The sequence below is a fragment of the Novipirellula methanifontis genome, assembly GCF_052161655.1.
Taxonomy (GTDB): domain Bacteria; phylum Planctomycetota; class Planctomycetia; order Pirellulales; family Pirellulaceae; genus Novipirellula.
This window is the reverse complement of record NZ_CP197418.1, coordinates 5,782,876-5,805,043: the sequence shown is the minus strand read 5'-3', so window position 1 is coordinate 5,805,043 and position 22,168 is coordinate 5,782,876. Positions and strand designations below refer to the sequence as shown.

Below are 22,168 nucleotides of genomic sequence, written 5' to 3'. Positions count from 1 at the left end.
TCAAAATGCAAAATTTTTACTATTTTATGGTGGTTAGTCCGGTAGAAGGCCTTGGGTACGGGGCGAGACGCCCGCTGAATCGGACCGTGCCTGAGAGAACTGGCAGAAGAAACACAATGATCTGGTTCGACTGTCCCGATTGGTGAGCCGAACGTACTAACGCTAGAAGCGATTAGTTTCGTCTATTCTTGTGAGCGGGCTGTTGATTTAATCGAGATGCAAATCGCTGTGGTGGGCCGTGAGTCGTAAGGCACCGAGGAATGCGTGGAACCTGGTCGCTCACGCGCGAGCGGCTCCTAAATCAACAAGCCGCTTTCGCCGTCGGCTCACAACTGTGGGGAAAACGAAAAAATTGGGCGGTCGAACGAGAGATCAATGCCGCGAGTCACGTTAAACAAAACGAGAGCTTCGTTACAGATTAACGTTAGGGTCGCGGAACTCGCGTGAGAATTTCGGATCGTTCTGCAAAGACAACAAAAGTCTTGACGACTTCCGCTACGCGCGACCCAAATTCCAAGCAGCAAAGCAGCACTAGCTTCGCTCTTGCTGGTTAAGGAAATTAATGACAGTTTTTCGGCCGCGTTGAATTTGAAAACTCATCAATTGTCGTGCTCGTTCCGGGTCGTGGTCGCGCAAGGCTTGCAGCAACTCCGCCTTCGATTCGCACGTCTCCTGAGCGATCTTCGCCGTTAATATTCGCGGATGATAGCGTTGGGCCGCAAAGACCATTGCGATTGCCCGATTTTCTTTGACGACTTTGGCAAGTAACGGATTTCGCGACGCCTCGACCAACAGTTCGTGAAACTGCTGCTCACAATCTAACCAGCGATCCATTTGACGTTTATTGCTGTGACCTTTGGAGGATCCGCATATCTGCTTGGCGGTCTGTTTGGCTTGATCAAGAATGAACTCGAGCTCTTCCAGTTGATCTTCCGTTATGTACAGTGCGGCTTCTGCCGCTGCACAACTTTCAAGTGCATCACGTAAAACGTAGATGTTGTTCAGATCCTGGCGATTTGTTTTGCGAACATAAGCGCCGGCACCAGGAACGTGGTCCACCAAGCCCTCGCTGGACAACCGGTTAATCGCCTCACGAACCGGAATCACACTGACCCCGATTTCGACTGCAAGTGTTCGATTGACCAACTGTTTTCCGGGTGGAAACTCACCACTGGCGAGCTTCTCTCGAATGTAATCGTACGACATTTCAGAAAGATTTTTACCCACCGGTGTGCTCAGTTGCGTTCTTGAAGGAAGAGGAAATCAGTTACGAAAAACGGATCACTAGTAGGCTCAGCGGAGCTAGACTATAAAAACTTCGCTAAGGGTTACCGATGACAAGCCTTAGCGGTTGTAGCCAATCCGAGCTTGAGATCAATGCACGCGATCGTGATGTTATAACAACTTATAAGTCTGTGTCGAGCGAAAAGTTGGTCGGATACACTTTCCCGCAAGTCAAATGAACGCGGTGTAAGGACTTGTACTGCAATTGGGGCGGCCCATCACCCAAAAAGTGCATTGTGCCTCGGCCAAAATATCTGCACCTCGATGCATTGCCGTATGAAAGGCCCACCGAAGACCTTACCGTCTATTGTGACGCTATCCGCAGGTTCAGCGCCGATGCCATGCTTAACGGCTGGCGTAAAATGGATGGATATTGACTGCATTAGCGGACTCTAACCGGTTCTCCGGTTCCTTCAATGAGCAACATATCTTCGCCGACCAAGATATCTCCAAAAACTTCGTGGCTACCCGACGGCCAGTGGACATGAACATTCTGAATTTTGGTCGCAGCGCCAATTCCGATTGAGAGCCGCCGCTGATTGGAACACATGTAGCCATCTCCGGCTAACAATTGAACGGTTCGTTTCTGACCGCCCACCTCCAATGTCACGATGGCTCCGATAGCGTCTCGTTGACCGCTTGTCGCGACGAGAACGATCCCCTGCGAGGCCCCCGCGGATTCAGTGTGATTGATCAGCAGGGAGACAGGCTCGAACAAATGCGTGACGAGACTATCAACTCGCCCATCACGATTTGCATCGAGCGTCAATAAAGCACGGCCCACATGAGGTTTCGAAAAATACTCGCCCAATTCTTGACGTGCAAGTTCTTGCCAAACACCACTACGATCCCGATGGTAAATTTGAGGTGGCATCGCCAATGTGATTCCGTGGGGATCATCCTCCTTGACATCATTGACATGGCCATTGGTGATAATCAATTCGACGGTGCCGTTGTTATCAAAGTCGGCCCACTCGGTACCGAATCCCATGACGTTCATGGATGATTCACCTAGCCCCAGACGATGGGAGCGATCCGACCAGATCCCAGGCGATTCCTGTTGATAAAACGTGTTGTGTTCGCGTGCGAAGTGGGTGAGGAAGAAATCGATGTCCCCATCGTTGTCTGGATCCCCGGCGGCGATGCCCATCGACGCCTGAGCTTTCGATGCGCCGCTGACAGCGAGACCTCTCAAGACGGCCAGATCGGTTAAACGCAACTCTCCGTCATGATGGGTTGAAGACCAGAATTGATTAGCCGACATGTCATTGGCGACGTACAGGTCCATGCCGTCATTTTCATCAAATTGACCGACGGCAATCCCCAAACCTCGCCCGGGGCTGGTCTGACCGAGCCAGTGATCGGTTGTTTCCGCGAATCTGCCGTCGGCAGCCCCCTGCCAAACACGATCCGGTTCCGCTGCGAACAGTAGAGGTGAGCAGCTACCAATCCGGTCTTTGTCGGTGCTACTGGGGCATTGCTTTGTATAAGGTGCTTCGCCGGCGCAGTACTGAACTTCGAACAGATCGGCAAGGCCATCGCCAGTAATGTCGGCAATCACTAGGGAAGTCGTCCAGAATTCACCCTGCAGCCCAACTTGATCGGTCACGTCACTGAATGTTCCATCGCCGTTATTGCGATACAAGCGATTGCGGCCAATGTTGGCATCGAAGATGTCTGGGAATCCATCGTCATTGAAGTCACCCACAGTGATTCCTTGAGCAAACCCCGTGTCATGCATCCCAGCTAGCTCGGTCACGTTTTCAAATTGTCCCGCTACGTTCTGATACAACTGGTTCGGTTGCGAGTTGGACTTCATCGGATCACCGTCGAGCATCGCGACGGCGAGATCAGGCCAGCCATCTAAATTGAAGTCGACGGCTGCCGCGCCTCCACCACTTGTCTGGAAGATCGCGTATCCCGTTTCCTTTGCTTGTGGCGAGACCTCGCATGTGTGAATCAAGCCTCGCGGGATTGATTCATCCTCTAATCGGATATCGCCTTGCTTTTGCGATAGCGGCATTTCGATCGTCGGTTGTCGACTCGCTGTCCAAGCAACCTGCGGCAGGTCCTCAAGATTAATCTCATTGCCGATAATCCCCTGGGGAAGCTGCCAAGGCGTATCCGTACTTAGTTTTTTGCGGATGGCGAGATAGGCCGCTTGGGCATCGGCGGTCTTATCATTGCTCAGGCTCAAGGCCAGACGTGCCCAGCCCTCGGCCTCCCATAATCGCCCGAGTTTCTCCATACTCTGAGCAACCGTGATCGCAGCACTTTGAGATTCACAATCCCTCCAATCAAACGTATCCAACGCGTCGCTGAGTTCAGCGAATTGCTGGACGCGTTGAGTGAGTCGGGTGGACGCATCGCCTCGACCGATACGCGTCAGGTTGACGACGAGTTTTTTTAGCGTTTCGGGATCATTCGAGCCATCTCGCTTAACGGCTTCCCCGAACGCTCGCGCAGCCTGCTCGAAATTTCCTTGATGTTCAGCCCAAACTCCGGCGACCGCCCAATAGTCCGCAGACTCCTGCGCGCTCGTGGGAAGCTGGTCATGCCACTGTTGGACATCGTCGTTTCGATCGAGTTCGATCAATGCTCGCCCATACAGCAGCTGTGCCGGAATGAAGTCACGGTGCTGTTCAACAACGCCTTCCAATCGCTGGGCAACATCAAGCCACTGTAGATTGGCAGCATCCAATCGGGCGAGTGGATAGTGATTCCGTAAGTCATCAGGACAACGCTCCAGCGCCTCCTTGCAGATCGACTCGTCCGGTTGGATGCGTCTTGGGGCCGCTAGCGCCATCAGGCCTTCGCCATCACCCTGATTGTGTTGTGCAAGCCATTTCAACTGTTCGATGGATAGCTGCTCCATCCCCGTCAACGTGCCCAACCCCGCCAAGTCCAAGCGGAACGGTGGGTAGGATGGATATTTGTTAATTGCATCCTGCAGAACAGACAAGCTCTCAAACAAACGTCCCGCGACCGTCCACTGCTGGGCTAATTTATCAAATAACTCGATGGAGGCTTGCGGATGCTTGTCGACTGCCGCTTGATAGAGGCGGGCCGATTCTTGCATCTTGCCACGGGCAGACGCCACATCACCGGCCATATCCAGAGCGAGAACATCGTCAGGGTTTTCAACGAGTTGAGATCTCAATTCGGTTTCTGCGGTTACCCAGTCTTTCGCGGCTATCGCGCGACGGGCGACTGCAATGTGATCAAGTTGCAACTCTCCAGCGTGCTCTTGGCTCGTCTGCGGCGGATCGACCGAAGTGTTCGACGGGCCACAACCGGTAACACCGCTGAACAACACCGCGAACAATATCGAGATGACAGCTCGCAGATTGCTTGTGCGGCAGTAACGATTTTCACTGGCAAACATAGGAAAGAAACGAAAACGTGAGACGAAAGCAGGATGAAGACCTCTGCGATTGTACGTTCCACAACCGTTTCAGGCACCATGCATGTTGCCGCCTGCGTTTTGTTGCGTACAGAGTTGTGTAATCTCGAAGCCGCGCTAGCGGCGAAGTGATCAAACTTTGAGCTACATCGGCAGGAACCGTTTTGCAAACGTGCGATTTATTACTTGTGATTTTAATGATGGCTGAATGAATGTAGGGTAGGTCAAGTTCGCGAGGTGACTGGTGGGGCGTCGCAAAACCGACGAACTCCACTCAACAACTGATTTTGATTGAAACCTTCAATCGCGAACGCCGACCCACCTGACACATGGTTTTGTTTGACCCACCCTACATCAACTTATAAATCGCACGTTCCGCAAACGTAGTTGGAAGGTGGTTCCACTCGCGTTTATCCGCTGGGTGAGATCGCGTCTGACAAATCTTGATGCAGATCAGGGGTTTCTTCCTGGACACCATTGCACTTGCCCCATCCTGCGATCGTCAACGGGAGCTAGGTCGTCAGCCTGAGATCAACACCGCTGAGCCACCATGATGCGGCCGCCACGTTCAGCGAACGCAGCGTTTGCCACAAAGCGATGTTTGCCATGAAAGGAGCAAAAAAAAAGGGGGCGCGGTCGGTAGTAAAACGACCACACTCCCCAATCTGATGAGACTGCTGATTTAGTACAACATCACCGCTTGTATGTTAGCCGTTTGAGCGTTAGCCCCGGTTGGATGGTGACGAAACCGTGGCTAGCGGGCTGTTGCTCTAGTGAGCCGTGACGCATGAGCGGCCGGGTTCCACGCATTACCCGGTGCCTTGCGGCCCGCGGCTCACCAATGCGATTTGCATTTCGATTAAATCAACAAGCCGTTAGCGCAAAAACTGCTGCTTTCGGATATCGCTTTGGATCGACCGAAAGATCAAACTTCTCTGGTGACTCATCCTGAGCGTTCGCGGGACCAAAGAGTCGTCATGAATCGTGGATCCACGCGACTCAAACGCAGTCTTAGAACACCGCAAACGACGAATCGCCGAGCATCGACTTACTGCTTGGTGTAGTCAACATTCTGAGGCGCTGAACCACCCGCCTCTTGGGCTCGTTCAGCATCGACATTCACTGAAGTGGTTTCGGGCGGAGCACTCACCACGTTGTCTTCTTGTCCACCGCAACCGGGCAGAAGAGTGAAGCACATCAATGTCATTACGGCAAAGGCGAAACTACGAATCATTGGTTATTTCTCGGTTGATGAAAGGGAATTTTGATGAAAGGAAATGACAGGTACAGCAGATGGCTGTACCCGTCTTCAAGCTACTTGATCAAGACTTAAGGGACCTCAGCGTTCGTTTCCTTGCAGTTCTTGGTTCCCAGCGCCCCCCAGACTCCGTAAGGGCTTTCTCTACCGTTCAAGGCTTCACCGCCGGGACCACCGGTACCTTGGCATCCTCCTGGTGGGATGATGCTTTGGTCGCCTGTGTCAATGGATTCAGTGACAAATCGAACCGCGCCATCGCCCATCAACACGTGGCATCCGCCTTGGTGCCGACTGCCCGCGGTGAACCACCCAAACGCATTATTCGTTGGCCAAGAACGAGCCTGGCTGTAGCTATTTGGTGGTCGGATGGTATTGAAACCGGTGAAGTGAGGAAGACCGCTTTGCCACCGGTGTCCCCGTTGAAACAAAGCATTGCCTTCGATGGTAGCGGATGCAATATAGAACTGAGGTCTTGCTGGGTCGATTTTGCCCGCGTACTCAACATCGTTTGGTGCTTTGCACGGATTCACACCGTGCACCCAAGCACCTAAGATTTCCCGCCGATTAGCATCAACGACCATCTCGCCCGCGGCAATCGTGTTCGCGGTCCCGTCCAAAATATCGCGAAATTTAGTGACATGCCGGCCGCGGAACATTCCACGATCCCAGCGAGATTGATTTTGATGATCCCATTGTTGGCTTCCGGTTCGGATGGTCCCGTCGTCATTGATACCGCAATCTTGCTCTTCGTATCCCGAATCACCGAGAGACGCGGCGTAGTTGCTGTATCCAAAATTGCCAGCCACACTTTCGGTCGGATCGCTTGGGCAACGGAAACCTTTCACCTGGGTTCGCCAAGGGATATATGCCGTATTCCCTAGGGAAGGCCCCATGGCCGGGAACGTACCACCATTGTTGTTGGGGTTGCTGATTTGCTCCCACAACGCCTGCTGTTCGATGAACGGCAACAGACCGACCATCCAGCTCAGTTCAAAGTTGTGGTTCATGTTTGCGGTACCGCCCGCGTAGGTTCCACCCATTTGCATGGGGAACTGATCATACGCAGCGTGATAATTGTGCAGACCTAACCCAATCTGTTTGAAGTTATTGCTGCAACTCATTCGTCGGGCTGCTTCGCGGGCCGCTTGTACGGCTGGAAGTAACAGACCAACGAGGACGCCGATGATGGCAATCACCACCAGCAACTCGACTAATGTGAAACCAGATCTACGTCTGATATTCATACTGCACCTCTGTAAATGAAAACTAGGAATCAAAAAAAGAACATGCTAATGCTTGTTCTAACGCGGAAGCTCGGTGGGACCACTAACCCCCGCCGGTTCTGCTTGGCTGCCACGTGCTGCCGCATCAGGGGTTTCCTGCAGGTAACGCTCCAGCTTGCTAGGCTCGCTCGCTCGACACGCGCTAAGGACAGTGCGTTTTGGCTGCCGCATCTAGCCGCCACGACACATAGGAAGGTACCAAAAATTTATATTGATCTCGACCACGTTGCAAATCCTCTGAAGTGGCCCTCGTACAGTCCCTGCTATGGCATGATATAACATAGCGGGTCGCGAGTAAAGTGAAAACAGGGAATTTCTTGATGTCTCATTGGGCTTCCGCTGCACACATGGGTGCTTGCACCCGGGAAAAGACGCGGATTTTATGAGCCTACGGCGTTAGCCGCGGGCATGTTGCCACAATATTGACCGGCCCGCGGCTAGCGCCGTCGGCTCACAGCGGAGCGGAAAACAAAAAAAGAGGACGGTCGATCTAGAGCTCAATACAGCGAGTCACGTTTACCAAAACGAAAGCTTTGTTGCAGATGAGATTTAGGAAAGCGGAGTTCGCGCGCGAGTTTCGGTTCGTTCGACAACTACAACGAAAGTCTTGACGACTTCCGCTACACGCGACCCAAATTCCTCGCTGCAACGTGGCACTAGCTCCGCTCTCGCCGTTGCTGGCTAAGAAAGCCGATAACCGTTTTTCGGCCGCGCTGGATTTGATCACTCATCAACTGTCGTGCTCGCTTCGGGTCGCGGTCTCGCAAAGCTTGCAACAACTCCGCCTTCGATTCACACGTCGCCTGAGCGACCTCTGTCGTCAACAATCGCGGATCGTTGCGTTGGGCCTCAAAGACCGTGCCGATTGCCCGATTATCGCTAACCACTTTGGCAAGCAATGGATTTCGTGACGCCTCGATCAACAATTCATGAAACTGCTGCTCGTCATCCATCCAGCGATCCAACTGACGTTTGGTGCTATGACCCTTAGAGGAATCGCCAATTTGCGACGCTGTCTGTCTGGCTCGATCAAAAATGCACTCGAGTTCTTCCAGTTGATCCTCCGTTATATACTGTGCGGCTTCGGACGCTGCGCAGCTTTCGAGTGCGTCACGCAAAACGTAGAGGTTGTTGAGGTCCTGGCGATTTGCTTTGCGAACGTACGCACCCGCACCGGGAACGTGATCTACCAAACCCTCGCTGGACAACCGGTTAATCGCCTCGCGAACCGGAATCACACTCACCCCGATTTCTTCTGCAAGTGTCCGATTCACCAACTGTTTTCCGGGAGGAAACTCACCACTGGCGAGCCTCTCTCGAATGTAATCGTACGACATTTCAGCAAGACTTTGATCCACGGGTGTGCTCGGTTACGTTTGTGGGCGAAGAGGAAATCGGTTATGCAAAATGGATCTATCGTTGGTTCAGCGGAGCCAAACGATCGAAACGTCACTTAGGTGTACCAATGACAAGTTTCGTATGTTGTGGCCAATCCAGGTTTACAGTCGATACACGCGATGATTATGTTATAACGTCAGATATTTCCTTGTCCAACGAAAATCCGTCGGACGCACTTTTCCACGAGTCAAATGTTCGTGTTGTAGGGTTTTGCATGGCGATTGGGGCTGCCCATCCTGCGAACCGTGAATAGTTCGTCGGTCAAACCATTTGTACCGCAGTGCTCTGCAGTAGGGTGGCCTGCAGTAGGGGGATTGCGTTGGATCACTCGCCAAAGGGTTTTGGCGTTATCGTCGCAACTGTTTCGGTGACGCGTGTCACGCCGACAATGCGTCGAAGGATGCCGATTCTCGTTGCCATCACAATCGAAAAACAGGCGAAGTCGAGTTCCTTCGTCAGCTTTTTCAAGGTGATTCACACAGCGGAACAATGGGACTGGTCGATTCAAGCAGTTTCTTCATTGTGACTGCCGCAAACGCGGTTTCCGTCGCTTGGTAAGCTCGGTCGAGTTCAGCGTGCAACGGACAAAGTGATGTGTGTGTTTTCAACCCCAGCGGGCACTTGCGGATTCGCTCGAGTTTTCCCACGGCGTTGACGGTATCCAGGATCGTGATTTTGTCGGTGGGGCGAGCGAGTTCGTAGCCACCGCGAGGTCCACATCGCGAATGCACTAAGCCAGCGGCAACCAAATCCTTCAACACTCGATTGAGATAGCGGCGAGGAACTTTGGTGATCTTCGCCAAGGTATCTGCAGACGATGGGTTTCCATCGGTGGCTTCGCGTTCGGCGAGGCAGGTGACGGCACGAAGCGCGTATTCAGCGGTTTTGGAAAGCACGTTTGGACTCGATTGTCTTTGTGGCGTATTGCCGCAGGTTCGCTGGTGAATCGCGGTCGGTGGTCTCGTCGCGTCGCGGAAATTGCCAATGTTTCCGGCGTGTCCGCTGCTAGACGCCCTGGAAACAACCGTTGCAAAATTCGGCACGCCCTAAATATACACCTTGACGTGTATGTTTAAAAGTATACCTTTGGGTGTAAGTAACGAGTTCCACCGTGTTTCTCTACCTCTAACCTGCGAAACCCACCGACATGCTGAGCGAAAAGACCGTCCGAATCGTCAAAGAAATCACCCCTTTGGTTGCCGCCAATGCGGAAACGATCACTCGCCGTTTTTACGAGCGGATGTTCGAGGCCAACCCCGAAGTGAAGGCATTTTTCAACCAGGCTCACCAGCATTCTGGAGGGCAACAGAAGGCCTTGGCCGGTGCGATTTGTGCCTACTTCACCCACATCGACAACCCCGCCGTATTGATGCCTGCAGTCGAGCTGATCGCTCAGAAACACTGCTCGCTAGGCATCAAAGCAGAACACTATCCGATCGTCGGTAGCAATTTGCTGGCCGCGATCAAGGACGTGATGGGTGACGGTGCGACCGACGAGATCATCGCTGCGGTTGCCGAAGCCTACGGTTTCCTCGCCGATATTTTCATTGGCCGCGAGAACGCAATTTATGAAGAGCAACAATCCGCACCGGGCGGTTGGAACGGCACACGCACGTTCGTGGTTGCCAAGAAGGTTCCCGAGAGCGACATCGTGACCTCGTTTTACTTAAAGCCTGAAGACGAAGGCCCGTTGCCGCCGTTCAAACCCGGTCAGTACATCACGGTTCACATCGACCACCCACACACACCCACGTCGCCGCGTAACTACAGCCTGTCGGATCGAGCAGGTGAGCCGCACTACCGTATCAGTGTCAAACGCGAAGAGAAGCCGAACGCCGATGCACCCGATGGTTTGATTTCAAGTCACCTCCACGATGGGATCGAAGAAGGTCACCGCGTGAAGGTTGGACCGCCCTGTGGCGAGTTCACGATCAATCCGGACAACGCCGATGGTCGCCCGGTTGTTCTACTGGCGGGCGGAATCGGAGTGACACCTCTGCTGTCGATGGCCAAGTCGATCGTGCATGCGAATCCCAATGCTCCGGTTTACTTCTTGCAAGCGGTACGCAACAGCAGCGTACATGCGTTCGCCGACGAGATTCAAAACTTGGCATCGCTCAGTTCCAATATGCACGTGAAAGTGTTGTACGACGCGCCGATCGATAGCGATGTCGAAAGCAATAAGTGTGACGGCGTCGGTTTCGTGACCACCGAGTTGCTTCGCCAGTGGACTCCGTTTGCGGAAGCCGATTTCTACTTCTGTGGCCCCAAACCTTTCATGCAAAACATTCGTGCGTGCTTGCAAGAACTCGGTGTCGATGAGACTCGCGTGCGTTACGAGTTCTTTGGACCCAAAGAAGAATTACAACCTGCTTAAACCTGATGATTCGCAGCGAAAGTCGCCGAGACTTTCGGCCAACAGCAATACCCCACACCTCCGAAACACTCCGCGATTTCAACGCACCCTGAAAGCTTAACAAGATGAAACGCTTATGGATGGCCTTTGCGGCCGTGATGATTGTCTCGTTCCTGATCCTTGGTTGGATCGGGACGCGTATCTATCAAGAGATGCCTCCGATTCCCGAAAAGTTCGTTACGACCGACGGCGTCACGTTGGTTGACAGCGGTGAAATTGGCGAAGGTCAAAACGTTTGGCAGTCGATGGGCGGAATGCAAGTCGGTAGCGTGTGGGGGCACGGCAGTTACGTCGCACCCGACTGGACCGCGGATTGGCTTCATCGCGAAGCCGTGTTCATCTTGGACAAATGGGCCGCCGCGGAATTCGGCAAGCCGTTTGCCGAACTCAGCGCCGAGTTCCAAGGCCAATTGACCGGTCGACTGTCCGAGCAATTTCACGAGAATACGTACGACGAGTCTACGGGAGTCGTCACGATCTCGCCAGTTCGCGCCGAAGCTTTCGCGGCCAACGTCGAGCATTACAAAACGGTCTTCATCGACGGCAACGCTGACTACGCGATCCCTGCGGGTGCAATTTCCAGCGAAGAGCGACTTGGTAAACTCGCGGCGTTCTATTTCTGGACCTCATGGGCAGCGGTAACAACTCGCCCCGGCGACATCGCCAGCTATACGAACAATTGGCCACACGAACCGCTCGTTGGCAATCGTCCCACCGGTGACAATATTGTCTGGACCGGCGTTAGCGTGATCGTGTTGCTGGCAGGTATTTCAGCGATGGCTTGGTGGTATGCGTCACGCAAAGAAGAGGAGGAGGAAGGCCATCATCACGCCTTGGATCCATTGGCGCTGTGGGAAGCCACTCCTTCACAAAAGGCCACAATCAAATACTTCTGGGTGGTCGCCGCACTGATCTTGGCACAAATGACACTCGGCATCGTCACGGCCCACTACGGCGTCGAAGGTGACGGGTTCTATGGCTTACCGCTTGCCGAGTGGCTGCCGTACAGCGTCACGCGAACATGGCACGTGCAAATTGGTCTGTTTTGGATAGCGACCGCGTGGCTTGCTGCGGGGCTGTTCATCGGGCCGCTGGTCAGCCACCATGAACCCAAGTTCCAACGACTCGGAGTGAACGTGTTGTTCGGCGCATTGTTGTTGGTAGTGGTGGGTTCGCTAGCCGGTGAGTGGTTGAGTGTGCAAAACCATCTTACCGATGCAGTCTCGTTTTACTTCGGTCACCAAGGGTACGAGTACGTCGAACTGGGGCGGTTTTGGCAGATTCTATTGATGGTCGGATTGTTGTTGTGGTTGGTGCTGATGATCCGTGTGTTGTGGCCAGCACTGCGTCGGAACGGTGTTGGCAATTTGCCAGCGGCAGCCAATGGCGATGGAGCGAACCTCGCAGAGAGTTTCGATGTCCCCGATCGATCACCGAGATTCATATCGACATCCGAAACGATAGGGGACAACGAAGCGGGCAGCCAACGCCACTTGGTCATCTTGCTGGCCGTCGCCACCGCCGCGATCGCGTTGTTCTACGGAGCCGGTTTGACGTGGGGGCAACACACACACTTGACGATGGTCGAGTACTGGCGTTGGTGGGTCGTTCACTTGTGGGTCGAAGGATTCTTTGAAGTCTTCGCGACCACGGTGATCGCGTTCGTATTCATGCGATTAAATTTAGTCAAACCGGGCGTCGCCGCAGCGGCAGCCCTACTGGCGGCAACAATATTCTTGTCTGGCGGCATCATCGGCACGCTGCACCACTTGTACTTTTCGGGTACTCCGACGGTCGCTTTGGCGTGGGGATCGGTGTTCAGTGCCCTCGAAGTCGTACCGCTAACGTTGATTGGTTTCGATGCCATGGAAGATTTGCGTCGATCCAAAGCGACGCCGTGGGTCCAGCGATATAAATGGCCGATCTACTTCTTCGTTGCCGTGGCGTTTTGGAACATGGTCGGTGCCGGCTTGTTCGGGTTCATGATCAATCCGCCGATCGCACTGTATTACATGCAAGGACTCAATACGACACCCTTGCACGCGCACGCTGCGTTGTTCGGTGTCTATGGGATGCTCGGCATGGGACTGATGCTGATGTGTTTAAGAGTGTTGATTCCGGCGCGTGAATGGAAAGACGGATTACTGCGGATCGGTTTCTGGAGCATGAACATCGGCCTGTTCGCGATGTGTGTGCTGAGTTTGCTGCCAGTCGGACTACTGCAAACCAAAGCCTCGGTCGAGACCGGTTACTGGTACGCTCGCAGCAGTGAGTTTATGCAAACCGAGCTGATGCAAACGCTGCGTTGGATGCGAGTCCCTGGGGATACGATCTTCTTCATCGGAGCGGTTGCGTTCGTGATCTTCGTCGCCGGACTAAAGACGGGGCATTCGTTCAAGAAGAATTCCACAACGTAAAGTGACGTAGCGAAAGTCGGAGGGACTTTCGACAGACACCAACGAAACTCTTGGCGAGTTTCGCTACCAAAAGGAGACCCTGTCCGTGAAAATACCCATCCTGTTTGCTTGTTCGGGTTGTTCCAATGCTGGGCAACTCGCCGGTCAGGTCGCACTCGAACTGGATCGTCGAGGCGTCGCGGAGATGTCGTGTTTGGCTGGCGTCGGTGCTGCCAAGCCGCTGTTTCTGAAGAAACTACAAGACCGCGAGGTTTGGGTCATCGACGGATGCCCGATCCATTGCAGCCTCGGTGTGTTCGACCAAGTTCGCGAGCACGTTGACGTTCACATTCGATTGCACGATCTCGGCATCAAAAAGAAGGCAGAACCACCCACAGGAGCGGAGTTCGACGAATTGATTGAAGCTGTGTTTATACAAGTTAAAGAACAACAACAACAACAAGTGGCGTAAGCCATCCATTCTAAAAGGAATTCAAAGATGCAAACCATTGACACTCAAGCCACCGTTGGCGAACTCGTTCGCGAGGTCCCCAGTCGTGCCCGTGTATTCGAGTCGATGAAGATCGACTATTGCTGCGGCGGCAAGATTCCGCTCGCAGACGCTTGTGCGAAAAAGAAGATTGATCCGTCCAGCGTCGTAGAGCAATTGCAACTGTGTGACGCCAAGTTGACCGATGACAGGACCGTCGATGCCGACGCGATGAGTTTGACAGACTTAGCCAATCACATTGAATCCACACATCATGCGTATTTGAAAGAAGAGCTTCCACGGCTGGACTTCATGACCAACAAGGTTGCACGTGTTCACGGTGACAAGGAGCCACGACTACTGCAGACTCGCGAAGCCTTTGTGGCGCTCAAGGCAGAACTCGAACCGCACATGATGAAAGAAGAAAACATACTCTTTCCGATGGTACGGCAGCTCGAAGCGTCCAGCGAGCGTCAAGAACTTCACTGCGTCAGCATTGCCAATCCCATACACCAAATGGAACATGAACATGATCTCGCGGGCGATGCGTTGGCGATCTTGAACGAGTCGACCGACGGTTACACGCCGCCCGAATGGGCCTGCAACACGTACCGAGCAATGCTTGATTCGCTTTCTCAGTTAGAGCGTGACATGCATCAGCACATTCACAAAGAGAACAATGTGTTGTTCCCCAAAGCCATTGGGCTCGAGCGAGGAACACAGCACACCGTATCTCCACAATAATTCCACCTGGTCCTCGACCGTGATTCTCGGTGGTGAACCGCCGAGCTGCGTTATTCCAACCAAAGAGAAAATCAAATGATTCCCGACCTCACACTCATTCCGTTCCTCGATGAAACCAGCGGTACCGCATTGCGGGGCGAGTTGGCCACAGAGGGCTATGTGCGTGACGCCATGCGTAGCGATGACAACCAAGAGTTCCGGACGATCGTGGAGGTGGTGTCATGAGCGATTTGTCTACCTCCTACGTTGATCTCGCCGCCGAAGTTGCCATTCAAGAAGGCGGCACGATCAGCAAAACGCTGTACCAGGACGCCTCGTTGAAAGTGGTCTTGTTCGGATTTGATGCCGGTCAAGAGCTCTCGGAACACACAGCAGCCGTGCCGGCTGTGCTTCAGTTTCTCGATGGCAACGCGACAGTGACGCTGGGCGAAAAGTCCATCGACGCATCGGCAAATACGTTCATTCATATGGCCGCGAATTTGTCGCACAGCATCACGGCGAACCAGCCCACCAAGATGCTGTTGCTGCTGCTTAAAGGAGCCAAACCCGATGCCCATCCTCCTAAATAATGCGAGTTAGCCATGTCGGAATCACGTACCGTCGCACTGCAGCATGACTCACCGATCGGACTTTGGGTCGCTCAGCATCCGCAGACCGCGGAAGTGTTCGACATGTTGCATCTCGACTACTGTTGTGACGGAGAAAAACCACTTGAAAATGCGTGTTGGGAAAATGGATTAGAAGTGTTGCGTGTTCAGTCACTGTTGCAACGCACCGTCGCCGAAGCGGGAACCAATTGTCAATCCGATTGGATGCATGCATCGCTGACGCAGCTATGCGATCACATCGAGCAGAAACATCATGCACTGTTGAAAGACACGTTGCCGCTGCTGAGCAAACTGATGGAGGAGGTCGTCGATCTGCACGGCGAGGCTCACGAAGAATTGCGTGAGGTTCAGCAGCATTTCATCGCGTGGCGTGACGAAATCCTGGCCGTGATGGTCGAGGAGGAGCAATCCTTGTTTCCCGCGATCCGTCAATTTGAAAGTGATGCCGATCACAGTCAATCGCTTGCGGATGCGGTCGCTAAAATGATTCATCGAGTCACCTTTGAGCACGCCGGCATTGGCGAAACCCTCAAGAAGGCGAGAAGTGCATCGAAGAACTTCTCCGCCCCCAAAGATGCTTGTCCAAAGTTTTCACAGATGTACGGATTGCTCCGCTGGATCGAAGCCGACGTCCGCCACCACGTCCACAAGGAAGAGGCAATCCTGTTTCCGCGTATGAAGACCGCGCTCTGCGGTTGATTCAACCTATCCGGTAAAAGGCTGGCCAAATTCGGTTCTAAAACGCTGGGCTGCCGCACGCGGTTGAGGCAATTGTCGGTTCAACCGTCTTGGTGACCATTCTTTGCAAAAATGCAATCGAATGATACTAAGGCTAGGGAATCTCGATCAAGACGTCATCCTCTTTTATCGTGACTGCATAAGCCTGGACATCATGCCCGCCCGGTCCGCACAGTAGTTTTCCATTGGTGACGTCGAATTCGGCACCGTGCCAGGGACAAACCGTGATGCAGCCTTGGATAATGCCTTCACTCAGTGGCGCACCCTGATGCGGGCAGGCATCATCAATTGCGTAGAAGACTCCGTCAATGTTGAACAACGCGATCAAGTAATCGTCCACGATCACGAGCTTGCCTGTTCCTATCGGCACATCGCTTGACTTTGCTGCTTTGATCCAAGACATCCGCGTCAATCCTCTCGAGTGAACTTTGCAATCTGCTGGTCCTTCGTGTGCTCAAGATCGCCGAGTCGTTTCGCTAGGTCAATGACGGTGGTGGTGATAGCTCGCTAACATCATCATCGCTTCAGAAAGTGTATTTAATTGATTCATCACTCACTTCCCGGACCCACGCTGGGCTGGACAATTAAAATATATTTGCGTATTGTATACCAGGGTGTGCACGTTTGTCAGGATCTCGATTTAGCGGTCGATTTTTATGTCGCAAAAACAATTTGCAGTTCGCATCGAGCGTCAAGATCAACCGTCACGGCCGCCCTATTGGCAAACGTTTGTCTTGGATTACGAACCAGGATTGAATGTCACGAGCGTACTGCAACGCATCGCAGCCAATCCCACCACCAACGACGGTGCCAAGGTCGCCCCTGTCGCCTACGAATCGGGTTGCTTGGAAGAAGTCTGCGGTTCCTGCACGATGCGCATCAACGGGCGTGTCCGTCAGGCTTGCTCGGCGCTAGTCGATCGTTTGCTCAAGGATGATCCGAGCGGGATTGAGCTTCGCCCGATGAGTAAATTTCCGGTCGTGCGCGACCTCTGCGTCGATCGCTATCGGATGTTCCGAGCTTTGGAAAAGCTGCAGTGTTGGGTTCCCGTCGATGGCTACTACGACATGGGCAGCGGACCGAAGCAATCGTCCGACCAACAACAGCAGAACTACCCGCTAAGCCAGTGCATGAGCTGCGGCTGTTGCTTGGAAGCCTGTCCCCAGTACAAAAAAGTCGCGATCGATCGCCGCGAAGATGAATCGGAAGCAGACTACCAGCAACGTCGCGACGAAGAACTTGATCGCAACTTTATCGGTGCCGCTGCGATGAGCCAAGCGGTGTTGATGAACTCAAATCCGATTGGCAAAGCACTCGCGGCCAGCCGCATCGAAGCGATGATCGCACCGGGCGGTATTCAAAACTGCGGCAAGGCGGGCAATTGCCAAGCGGTTTGTCCCAAAGAAATTCCGTTGATGCATTCCTGGGGCCGTGCCAACCGAGCAGCGACGATCCACGTCTTCAAAAAGTTCTTCGATGGTTGAAACCGTCTGCGGAGCCAAACGCGTTCTGTATTGGATTTTGGCTAGTTTGTTCTTCGTATTGGCGATGATCGGTGTCATCCTGCCGGGCATCCCAACCACGCCGTTCTTGCTGCTGATGTGTTACTTCCTGCTGCGAGTGTCACCATCGCTGCACGCCAAAGCGATGGCATGGCCGGTCGTCGGAGGTCCCCTTCGCGATTGGCGAGACCAGGGCGGAGTGCGACGAAACGTGAAGCGTCTGGCCTACTCGATGGTGACGCTGCTTCTTGGATCGACGTTGGTCTACAGTGAGCTGCCGGTCGCGATCAAATCTGTCATCGCTTGTGCCGCCGTCTATGGCATCTACGTCGTGGCTCGATTGCCGATCGCCCACGACTCGCTACGTGCGCAACGTACTCGCTCAACTTAATTCTACTGCGGCAAGTAAGTATCGGTAGCGATTTCGCCCCACCTTGGTTTGAGTCTATATAGCTGGTGCGTAATGCAACGTTTTAAAACCGTTAAGCAGGTCAATATGAGTCATTCCACATAATGATCTGAGCCGACGGCGCTAGCCGCGGGCATGTTTCAAACAAAAACGACGGGCCCGCGGCTAGCGCCGTCGGCTCACTTAATGATCGACGTTTTACCGGTAAATACCGAACGACCTTCTTAGTGCAATTTTCAAAAACATGGGAGTCAAACTGTAGGGCCGGTTCCCACCGGCCGGCTTGTGATTGGCCGGTGGGAACCGGCCCTACATCCAACATCAATTTTCAATGTGCTCGGATTCGTTTCCTAATTCAAACTTGGCGTGGCAAGCCGTTGACTAGCCAACAAGCGATTGTCAACTTGATCGCGAGTTCAAAAGCCAACACAGAGTTGGTTGTTAAAACTTCGCTCGATGCAGAACCGTATCCATTAAAAGGCAATACAGGTACCATCACCCGAGAACGCTACTTGATCAAATCTTTGATCGCGTTTTCGTCTCCCACCCGAACTAAACGAACCTCTTCCAGCAGGCAGCTATACACCAGAAGGGACATGTACGTCGCCTCGGGAGGAGGGACGAAATACGTTCGTGGACCATAACGCCGTGTCGAACTCCGCATCAGTTCCTTGCCCTCGGCATCGTACACGCGAACGGTCACGACTGAGTTGTAACCGTTGCCGGTTGCGAGTGCGGAGACTGCGTACGTGCCTGGTCCCTGCAGCGGGATCCGTTGACCAGTCGAACCGTATTTGGTGTCGAGGATCGTCTTGCCGTCGCGCTGATATAGTCTTCCGCCTTGGGCGATATTCTGCCAGCCCGAATAGTTGTCAGGCCCGAGCTCGAATGACGGATTCAGGTTCAGAGCAGCGTCGTTGCCGCTTGGTTCCAGCCGCAGTTGTGACAACAGCAAACGTACGCCTTTGCCAGAGGACAGACGAATCCGCGCCGTGACAGCATCGTCGGGTGTATAAAACAGGTCTTCGTAGCGGTGCGATTTGCGAAACGGCATGGCGTAGGTTTGTGGCTGTCCAGTGGGTTGGCCGGCGGCGTCAAAAAACTGAACGGTACGCGATGGCAGACGTGAACTGGTCTGTCCCAGCTGATTGAAAAACTCAAACCGAGGATTCTCTTCGATCGATTCGACGTCGCCTGCAAACGTTGCCACAAGCGTCAGACTGTAGGGACTGGCCGGCATCACGCTCACGTCCTGCAACTGGATCGTCGCATTGGTGATTTGCATCGCCTGCGCATCATCAACCGCCGCACGCGATACCTTACCGGCAGTATCCGCGGTGAAATAGTCTGCCGGCTCGCCAGCGGAAAAATCGATCGACAGCGGCGGTGCAGCCAGCACAGCATCGGCTGCAAACATGACTAAAAGAAAGCAAAGTGGTTTCATGGTCAAACGCCGGTCTTATTCGATAACGATGGGGAAATTACGGTAATAAAGCGGTTTCCCTTGGTAGGAAACTTCCTTCGACTCCTGTTCGCTGTGATGGATTTCACGCGTACAGAACCAACGAACGTGGGTGGGTTGTCCTGCCGCAAACTCGAATGTGGACAGCGGGATGCTGGCGACCGCCTCCCATCCCTCGGGCGTGGAGCGAACGTTTAGGTCCCAGTTGGAATCCCAGCTGCGGTCTAGATTTTTGGCGTCGTATTGGACCCCATCGGCGTTGAAAGCGAACACGTAACGAGCCCCGCCGCTAAACAACCAAAATTCCAAGTGATCGCCCACAGGCCACTGTTCGGTGTTGGAAACGGAGTGGATCGCCGTAGCGGCCGGCGGACCTTCTAAACGAAACCGCAGGTGCAGCGATTCACCGTCGTGGGCGGCTTGAAGCTTGGTGCTGGAATACGCTTGCGGCTCTTGGCCGTCGAGCGTGACAAGTTTGAAGTCGTCGTTGACTGCCGGTTTTTCCCACTGCAAGGAATCAAAGTCGTCGGCCTCGCCACGAATCTCTTGGATATGGGCGACCATCAATCGGGCCATGTCTTTGCCAAATCCTTCGTATTGTTCCCGCATCCGGCGAATCATGGTTTTGGAATGCGGATGCTGTGCAGCCGCTTCGGCTTCGGTCAGAAGACGCATGCATTCTTTCTCCAAACCACGGTCGACAATTAAACCCTTGTACACGCCGGCGATGCTGGCATGGCACGAGCTGATGGTTACGTTGTCGGGCGCCAACCAACTGGTCTTAATCAAGTCAAAGTAGGCCAGCATCTGCGGGGCGGCTTCGCGATAAGTGCGGGTGATGTAATAGCGATACAGCGCATCAACGTCTTGCGTCGGATCCCAAAACAGACGCGTGTGAACCCACAAGTTCATCTGGCCCACATCCCAGCCGAACTGGCCGTTGCCGATCCCGTCGGTGCCAAAGTCGTTGCTGGTTTCAGCGTAGATCAGCGAGTTTGGGTGGTCCGGTCGTTCCATCACCGCTCTCAAGTTAGCCGCGGCGTAGAATGCTTGCGGCGAGGGTTTGGCTTCGAAGTATTCGTAGAAGCCCAAGCGATCCGTCATCGTCAGCCATTTTTCGAACCGTCTGCCCCAGGGTTTCGGTTGCCGAGGGTCGAGCAGCGGGAAATGCTGGTTGCTGGTTGGATAGGGCGCAAACCAGATGCCCAGATCTGGGTATGGATCGACGAGGGGCGGTTCGGCGAAATGGATATAGGCCAACACATGAATTGGAACTTCAGGCCGCAGTGTCTGCCAGGTCTCCATCGCTTCGTTGATAAACATCATGATTTGCGTGGAGCGAAACAGGGGGTCCTTGATCGAATCGGGATCCTTGCACGGCAGTTGCGTTCCGTCGGGCAGGGTCAACGGAGCGACACATTGATCACATTGGCAGCAGAACCAGTTGTCTCCAGGCCCCAACCGCACATGCTCGACCCGGCGACCAAAACGGGCTTCGTGTTTGGCCACGTCTTCGGCAAGTCCTTTCGCCCAGAGGGCTGGCAATCCTGGCACGCTCAAACACATCGTTCCCTCGCCGTGCTTGACGAAGCGACGAGATTTTTTGATCGGGTCGTAACCGAAATACTCTGGATGTTGTTCTTGATGGCTCGCGATTGGCACGGCAAAATTGGTGCCGTAGGGTTCGATCATGTCGAGATCGATAAAACCGTCGTAGTTCGCACGCACATCGCGTGTGTTGTCGCGGTTTCGCAGCAACCACTCACCCGTCGGCCGATGCTTCGGCCAGTTGGGACCAAAGCGGCGATTGAGAAACACCGGAATGTCGATGAAGTCGGTTTCGGTTAATTCAAAGTCGGGCGATTGTCCGTGCACGGCGCCAAAGTCGTCGTGAGGCCGAGCAAAGATCAGATCGCTGTTCTTTTCCAGCAAAGCATACAATCCATACAACGTTCCTCGCGGGCGGCTGCCAAACACATAGACGTCGTTACCCTTGTGGCGTACAGCGAAGCCGTCGTTGCCTTGCAACCGTTCTAGATCTTGGGGGAAGTCAGCGGCGAAGGATGTGCCCACAAATACTTTTGTATTCGCATTCGTGCTGGGCACAGCAACGATGGGCACATCGGCACCGGTGATTTTTTGAATCCAATCGCGAACATCGTTTGTAGCAAACGACTCAGCCCCCGCCGGTGCAACGGGCAAAACAAACTCACCCGTCGGTTTGCCAGCTTTTACCAACTGGGCTGCCGTAACCGGAGTGGAAATAAAAGCAGCCCCCAAGAAGCAGGCGAGGAAGACAACCGGTTTGTGATGCATGTTTATTTACGTCCTGAAATGAGTGTGTCAGCCGCCTCGTTGGTCGACCTTGGACAATTGGTACATGCCGACGTTTCCATTGCTGTGGGTCACCGACAGACGGTCGTCACCGATCAGGTCCCAGCCACTTGCGGCGTGTGGTTGGGCAACGACCAACGTATCGATCGGTTGATGCAGCGGAGTCAAGGCATAAACCGGCGCAGAGAGAGCCGCAGAAAAGCTGATGGCGGATAGCGTCCAGAGCGTGTGATCATGGAACATCACGACAGTCTCGGGTGGGTGGGATTTTGCGGAAGGAACGCAACATGAATGTCACGCAGATCTTCACTATAGACTATCCAGGAGCCGTCGTGGGAACCCTGTCGCCTCACTTCACTTTAGTGAAGTAGGGCCGGTTCCCACCGGCCGACTCCATCCTTGGCTTATGGAACTGGAAATCCGTCGGTCGCCCTCGATCTGTA

General features: G+C 53.8%; 19 protein-coding genes and 1 pseudogene. 10 read left to right on the top strand and 10 right to left on the bottom strand.

The genetic code is table 11. From position 1 onward, the window contains the following. Nucleotides 1-531 precede the first annotated feature (531 nt). From SH528x_RS20975 to SH528x_RS20950, 6 genes are all read right to left on the bottom strand, one after another. Complete coding sequence (locus SH528x_RS20975; protein ID WP_442505408.1) at nt 532-1,206, bottom strand: GntR family transcriptional regulator; 675 nt, start codon at nt 1,204-1,206, stop codon at nt 532-534. A 460-nt stretch (nt 1,207-1,666) separates the two neighbouring features. After that, nucleotides 1,667-4,669 (bottom strand): FG-GAP-like repeat-containing protein, encoded by a 3,003-nt coding sequence (locus SH528x_RS20970; RefSeq protein WP_442505407.1) that lies wholly within the window; start codon nt 4,667-4,669, stop codon nt 1,667-1,669. 1,066 nt (nt 4,670-5,735) lie between these two features. Then, nucleotides 5,736-5,921 carry a hypothetical protein gene (locus SH528x_RS20965; RefSeq protein WP_442505406.1) on the bottom strand — a complete coding sequence of 62 codons (186 nt, stop codon included), beginning with the start codon at nt 5,919-5,921 and terminating at the stop codon, nt 5,736-5,738. A 95-nt stretch (nt 5,922-6,016) separates the two neighbouring features. Then, nucleotides 6,017-7,189, bottom strand: a complete 1,173-nt coding sequence (locus SH528x_RS20960) for a DUF1559 family PulG-like putative transporter (protein ID WP_442505405.1) — start codon at nt 7,187-7,189, stop codon at nt 6,017-6,019. 695 nt (nt 7,190-7,884) lie between these two features. Continuing rightward, a complete protein-coding gene (locus SH528x_RS20955; RefSeq protein WP_442505404.1) occupies nt 7,885-8,565 on the bottom strand; it encodes a GntR family transcriptional regulator in 681 nt (226 codons plus the stop codon). A gap of 525 nt (nt 8,566-9,090) precedes the next feature. Continuing rightward, nucleotides 9,091-9,522, bottom strand: a complete 432-nt coding sequence (locus SH528x_RS20950; protein WP_442505403.1) for an RrF2 family transcriptional regulator — start codon at nt 9,520-9,522, stop codon at nt 9,091-9,093. A gap of 251 nt (nt 9,523-9,773) precedes the next feature. Here SH528x_RS20950 and hmpA point away from each other — a divergent pair, with 251 nt between their 5' ends. From hmpA to SH528x_RS20915, 7 genes are all read left to right on the top strand, one after another. Then, a complete protein-coding gene (gene hmpA, locus SH528x_RS20945) occupies nt 9,774-11,003 on the top strand; it encodes an NO-inducible flavohemoprotein (RefSeq protein ID WP_442505402.1) in 1,230 nt (409 codons plus the stop codon). A gap of 104 nt (nt 11,004-11,107) precedes the next feature. Then, nucleotides 11,108-13,459 carry a nitric-oxide reductase large subunit gene (locus tag SH528x_RS20940; protein WP_442505401.1) on the top strand — a complete coding sequence of 784 codons (2,352 nt, stop codon included), beginning with the start codon at nt 11,108-11,110 and terminating at the stop codon, nt 13,457-13,459. An 85-nt stretch (nt 13,460-13,544) separates the two neighbouring features. Then, nucleotides 13,545-13,910: a putative zinc-binding protein gene (locus SH528x_RS20935; RefSeq protein ID WP_442505400.1), complete on the top strand. Its 366-nt coding sequence runs from the start codon at nt 13,545-13,547 to the stop codon at nt 13,908-13,910. A 27-nt stretch (nt 13,911-13,937) separates the two neighbouring features. Next, a complete protein-coding gene (gene ric, locus SH528x_RS20930) occupies nt 13,938-14,672 on the top strand; it encodes an iron-sulfur cluster repair di-iron protein (protein WP_442505399.1) in 735 nt (244 codons plus the stop codon). Nucleotides 14,673-14,747: 75 nt separating this feature from the next. Further along, nucleotides 14,748-14,897 carry a hypothetical protein gene (locus tag SH528x_RS20925; RefSeq protein WP_442505398.1) on the top strand — a complete coding sequence of 50 codons (150 nt, stop codon included), beginning with the start codon at nt 14,748-14,750 and terminating at the stop codon, nt 14,895-14,897. Beyond that, nucleotides 14,894-15,241, top strand: coding sequence for a cupin domain-containing protein (locus SH528x_RS20920; RefSeq protein WP_442505397.1), 348 nt, complete (start codon nt 14,894-14,896; stop codon nt 15,239-15,241). Before SH528x_RS20925 ends, SH528x_RS20920 begins: the two co-directional genes overlap by 4 nt. Nucleotides 15,242-15,253: 12 nt before the next feature. Then, nucleotides 15,254-15,979 (top strand): DUF542 domain-containing protein, encoded by a 726-nt coding sequence (locus SH528x_RS20915; protein WP_442505396.1) that lies wholly within the window; start codon nt 15,254-15,256, stop codon nt 15,977-15,979. Nucleotides 15,980-16,112: 133 nt separating this feature from the next. Here the strand turns inward: SH528x_RS20915 and SH528x_RS20910 are convergent, their stop codons facing one another. Further along, nucleotides 16,113-16,421 carry a Rieske (2Fe-2S) protein gene (locus tag SH528x_RS20910; RefSeq protein ID WP_442505395.1) on the bottom strand — a complete coding sequence of 103 codons (309 nt, stop codon included), beginning with the start codon at nt 16,419-16,421 and terminating at the stop codon, nt 16,113-16,115. A gap of 253 nt (nt 16,422-16,674) precedes the next feature. Here SH528x_RS20910 and sdhB point away from each other — a divergent pair, with 253 nt between their 5' ends. The 3 genes and pseudogenes from sdhB to SH528x_RS20895 form a co-directional block, all read left to right on the top strand. Beyond that, the gene (gene sdhB, locus SH528x_RS20905) at nt 16,675-17,502 is read left to right on the top strand and encodes a succinate dehydrogenase iron-sulfur subunit (protein WP_442505394.1); all 828 of its coding nucleotides are present in this window, start codon (nt 16,675-16,677) and stop codon (nt 17,500-17,502) included. Continuing rightward, nucleotides 17,495-17,911 carry a YbaN family protein gene (locus SH528x_RS20900; RefSeq protein ID WP_442505393.1) on the top strand — a complete coding sequence of 139 codons (417 nt, stop codon included), beginning with the start codon at nt 17,495-17,497 and terminating at the stop codon, nt 17,909-17,911. Before sdhB ends, SH528x_RS20900 begins: the two co-directional genes overlap by 8 nt. A 245-nt stretch (nt 17,912-18,156) precedes the next feature. Next, a pseudogene (locus SH528x_RS20895) lies at nt 18,157-18,399 on the top strand (ISAzo13-like element transposase-related protein); the annotation flags it as partial. A 38-nt stretch (nt 18,400-18,437) separates the two neighbouring features. Here SH528x_RS20895 and SH528x_RS20890 read toward each other — a convergent pair. From SH528x_RS20890 to SH528x_RS20880, 3 genes are read right to left on the bottom strand one after another with little or no spacing between them, the layout of a single operon-like run. Then, the gene (locus tag SH528x_RS20890; RefSeq protein ID WP_442505392.1) at nt 18,438-19,373 is read right to left on the bottom strand and encodes a hypothetical protein; all 936 of its coding nucleotides are present in this window, start codon (nt 19,371-19,373) and stop codon (nt 18,438-18,440) included. Between the two features lie 15 nt (nt 19,374-19,388). Beyond that, complete coding sequence (locus SH528x_RS20885) at nt 19,389-21,707, bottom strand: DUF4838 domain-containing protein (RefSeq protein ID WP_442505391.1); 2,319 nt, start codon at nt 21,705-21,707, stop codon at nt 19,389-19,391. A gap of 27 nt (nt 21,708-21,734) precedes the next feature. After that, complete coding sequence (locus tag SH528x_RS20880) at nt 21,735-21,968, bottom strand: hypothetical protein (RefSeq protein ID WP_442505390.1); 234 nt, start codon at nt 21,966-21,968, stop codon at nt 21,735-21,737. Nucleotides 21,969-22,168 lie beyond the last annotated feature (200 nt).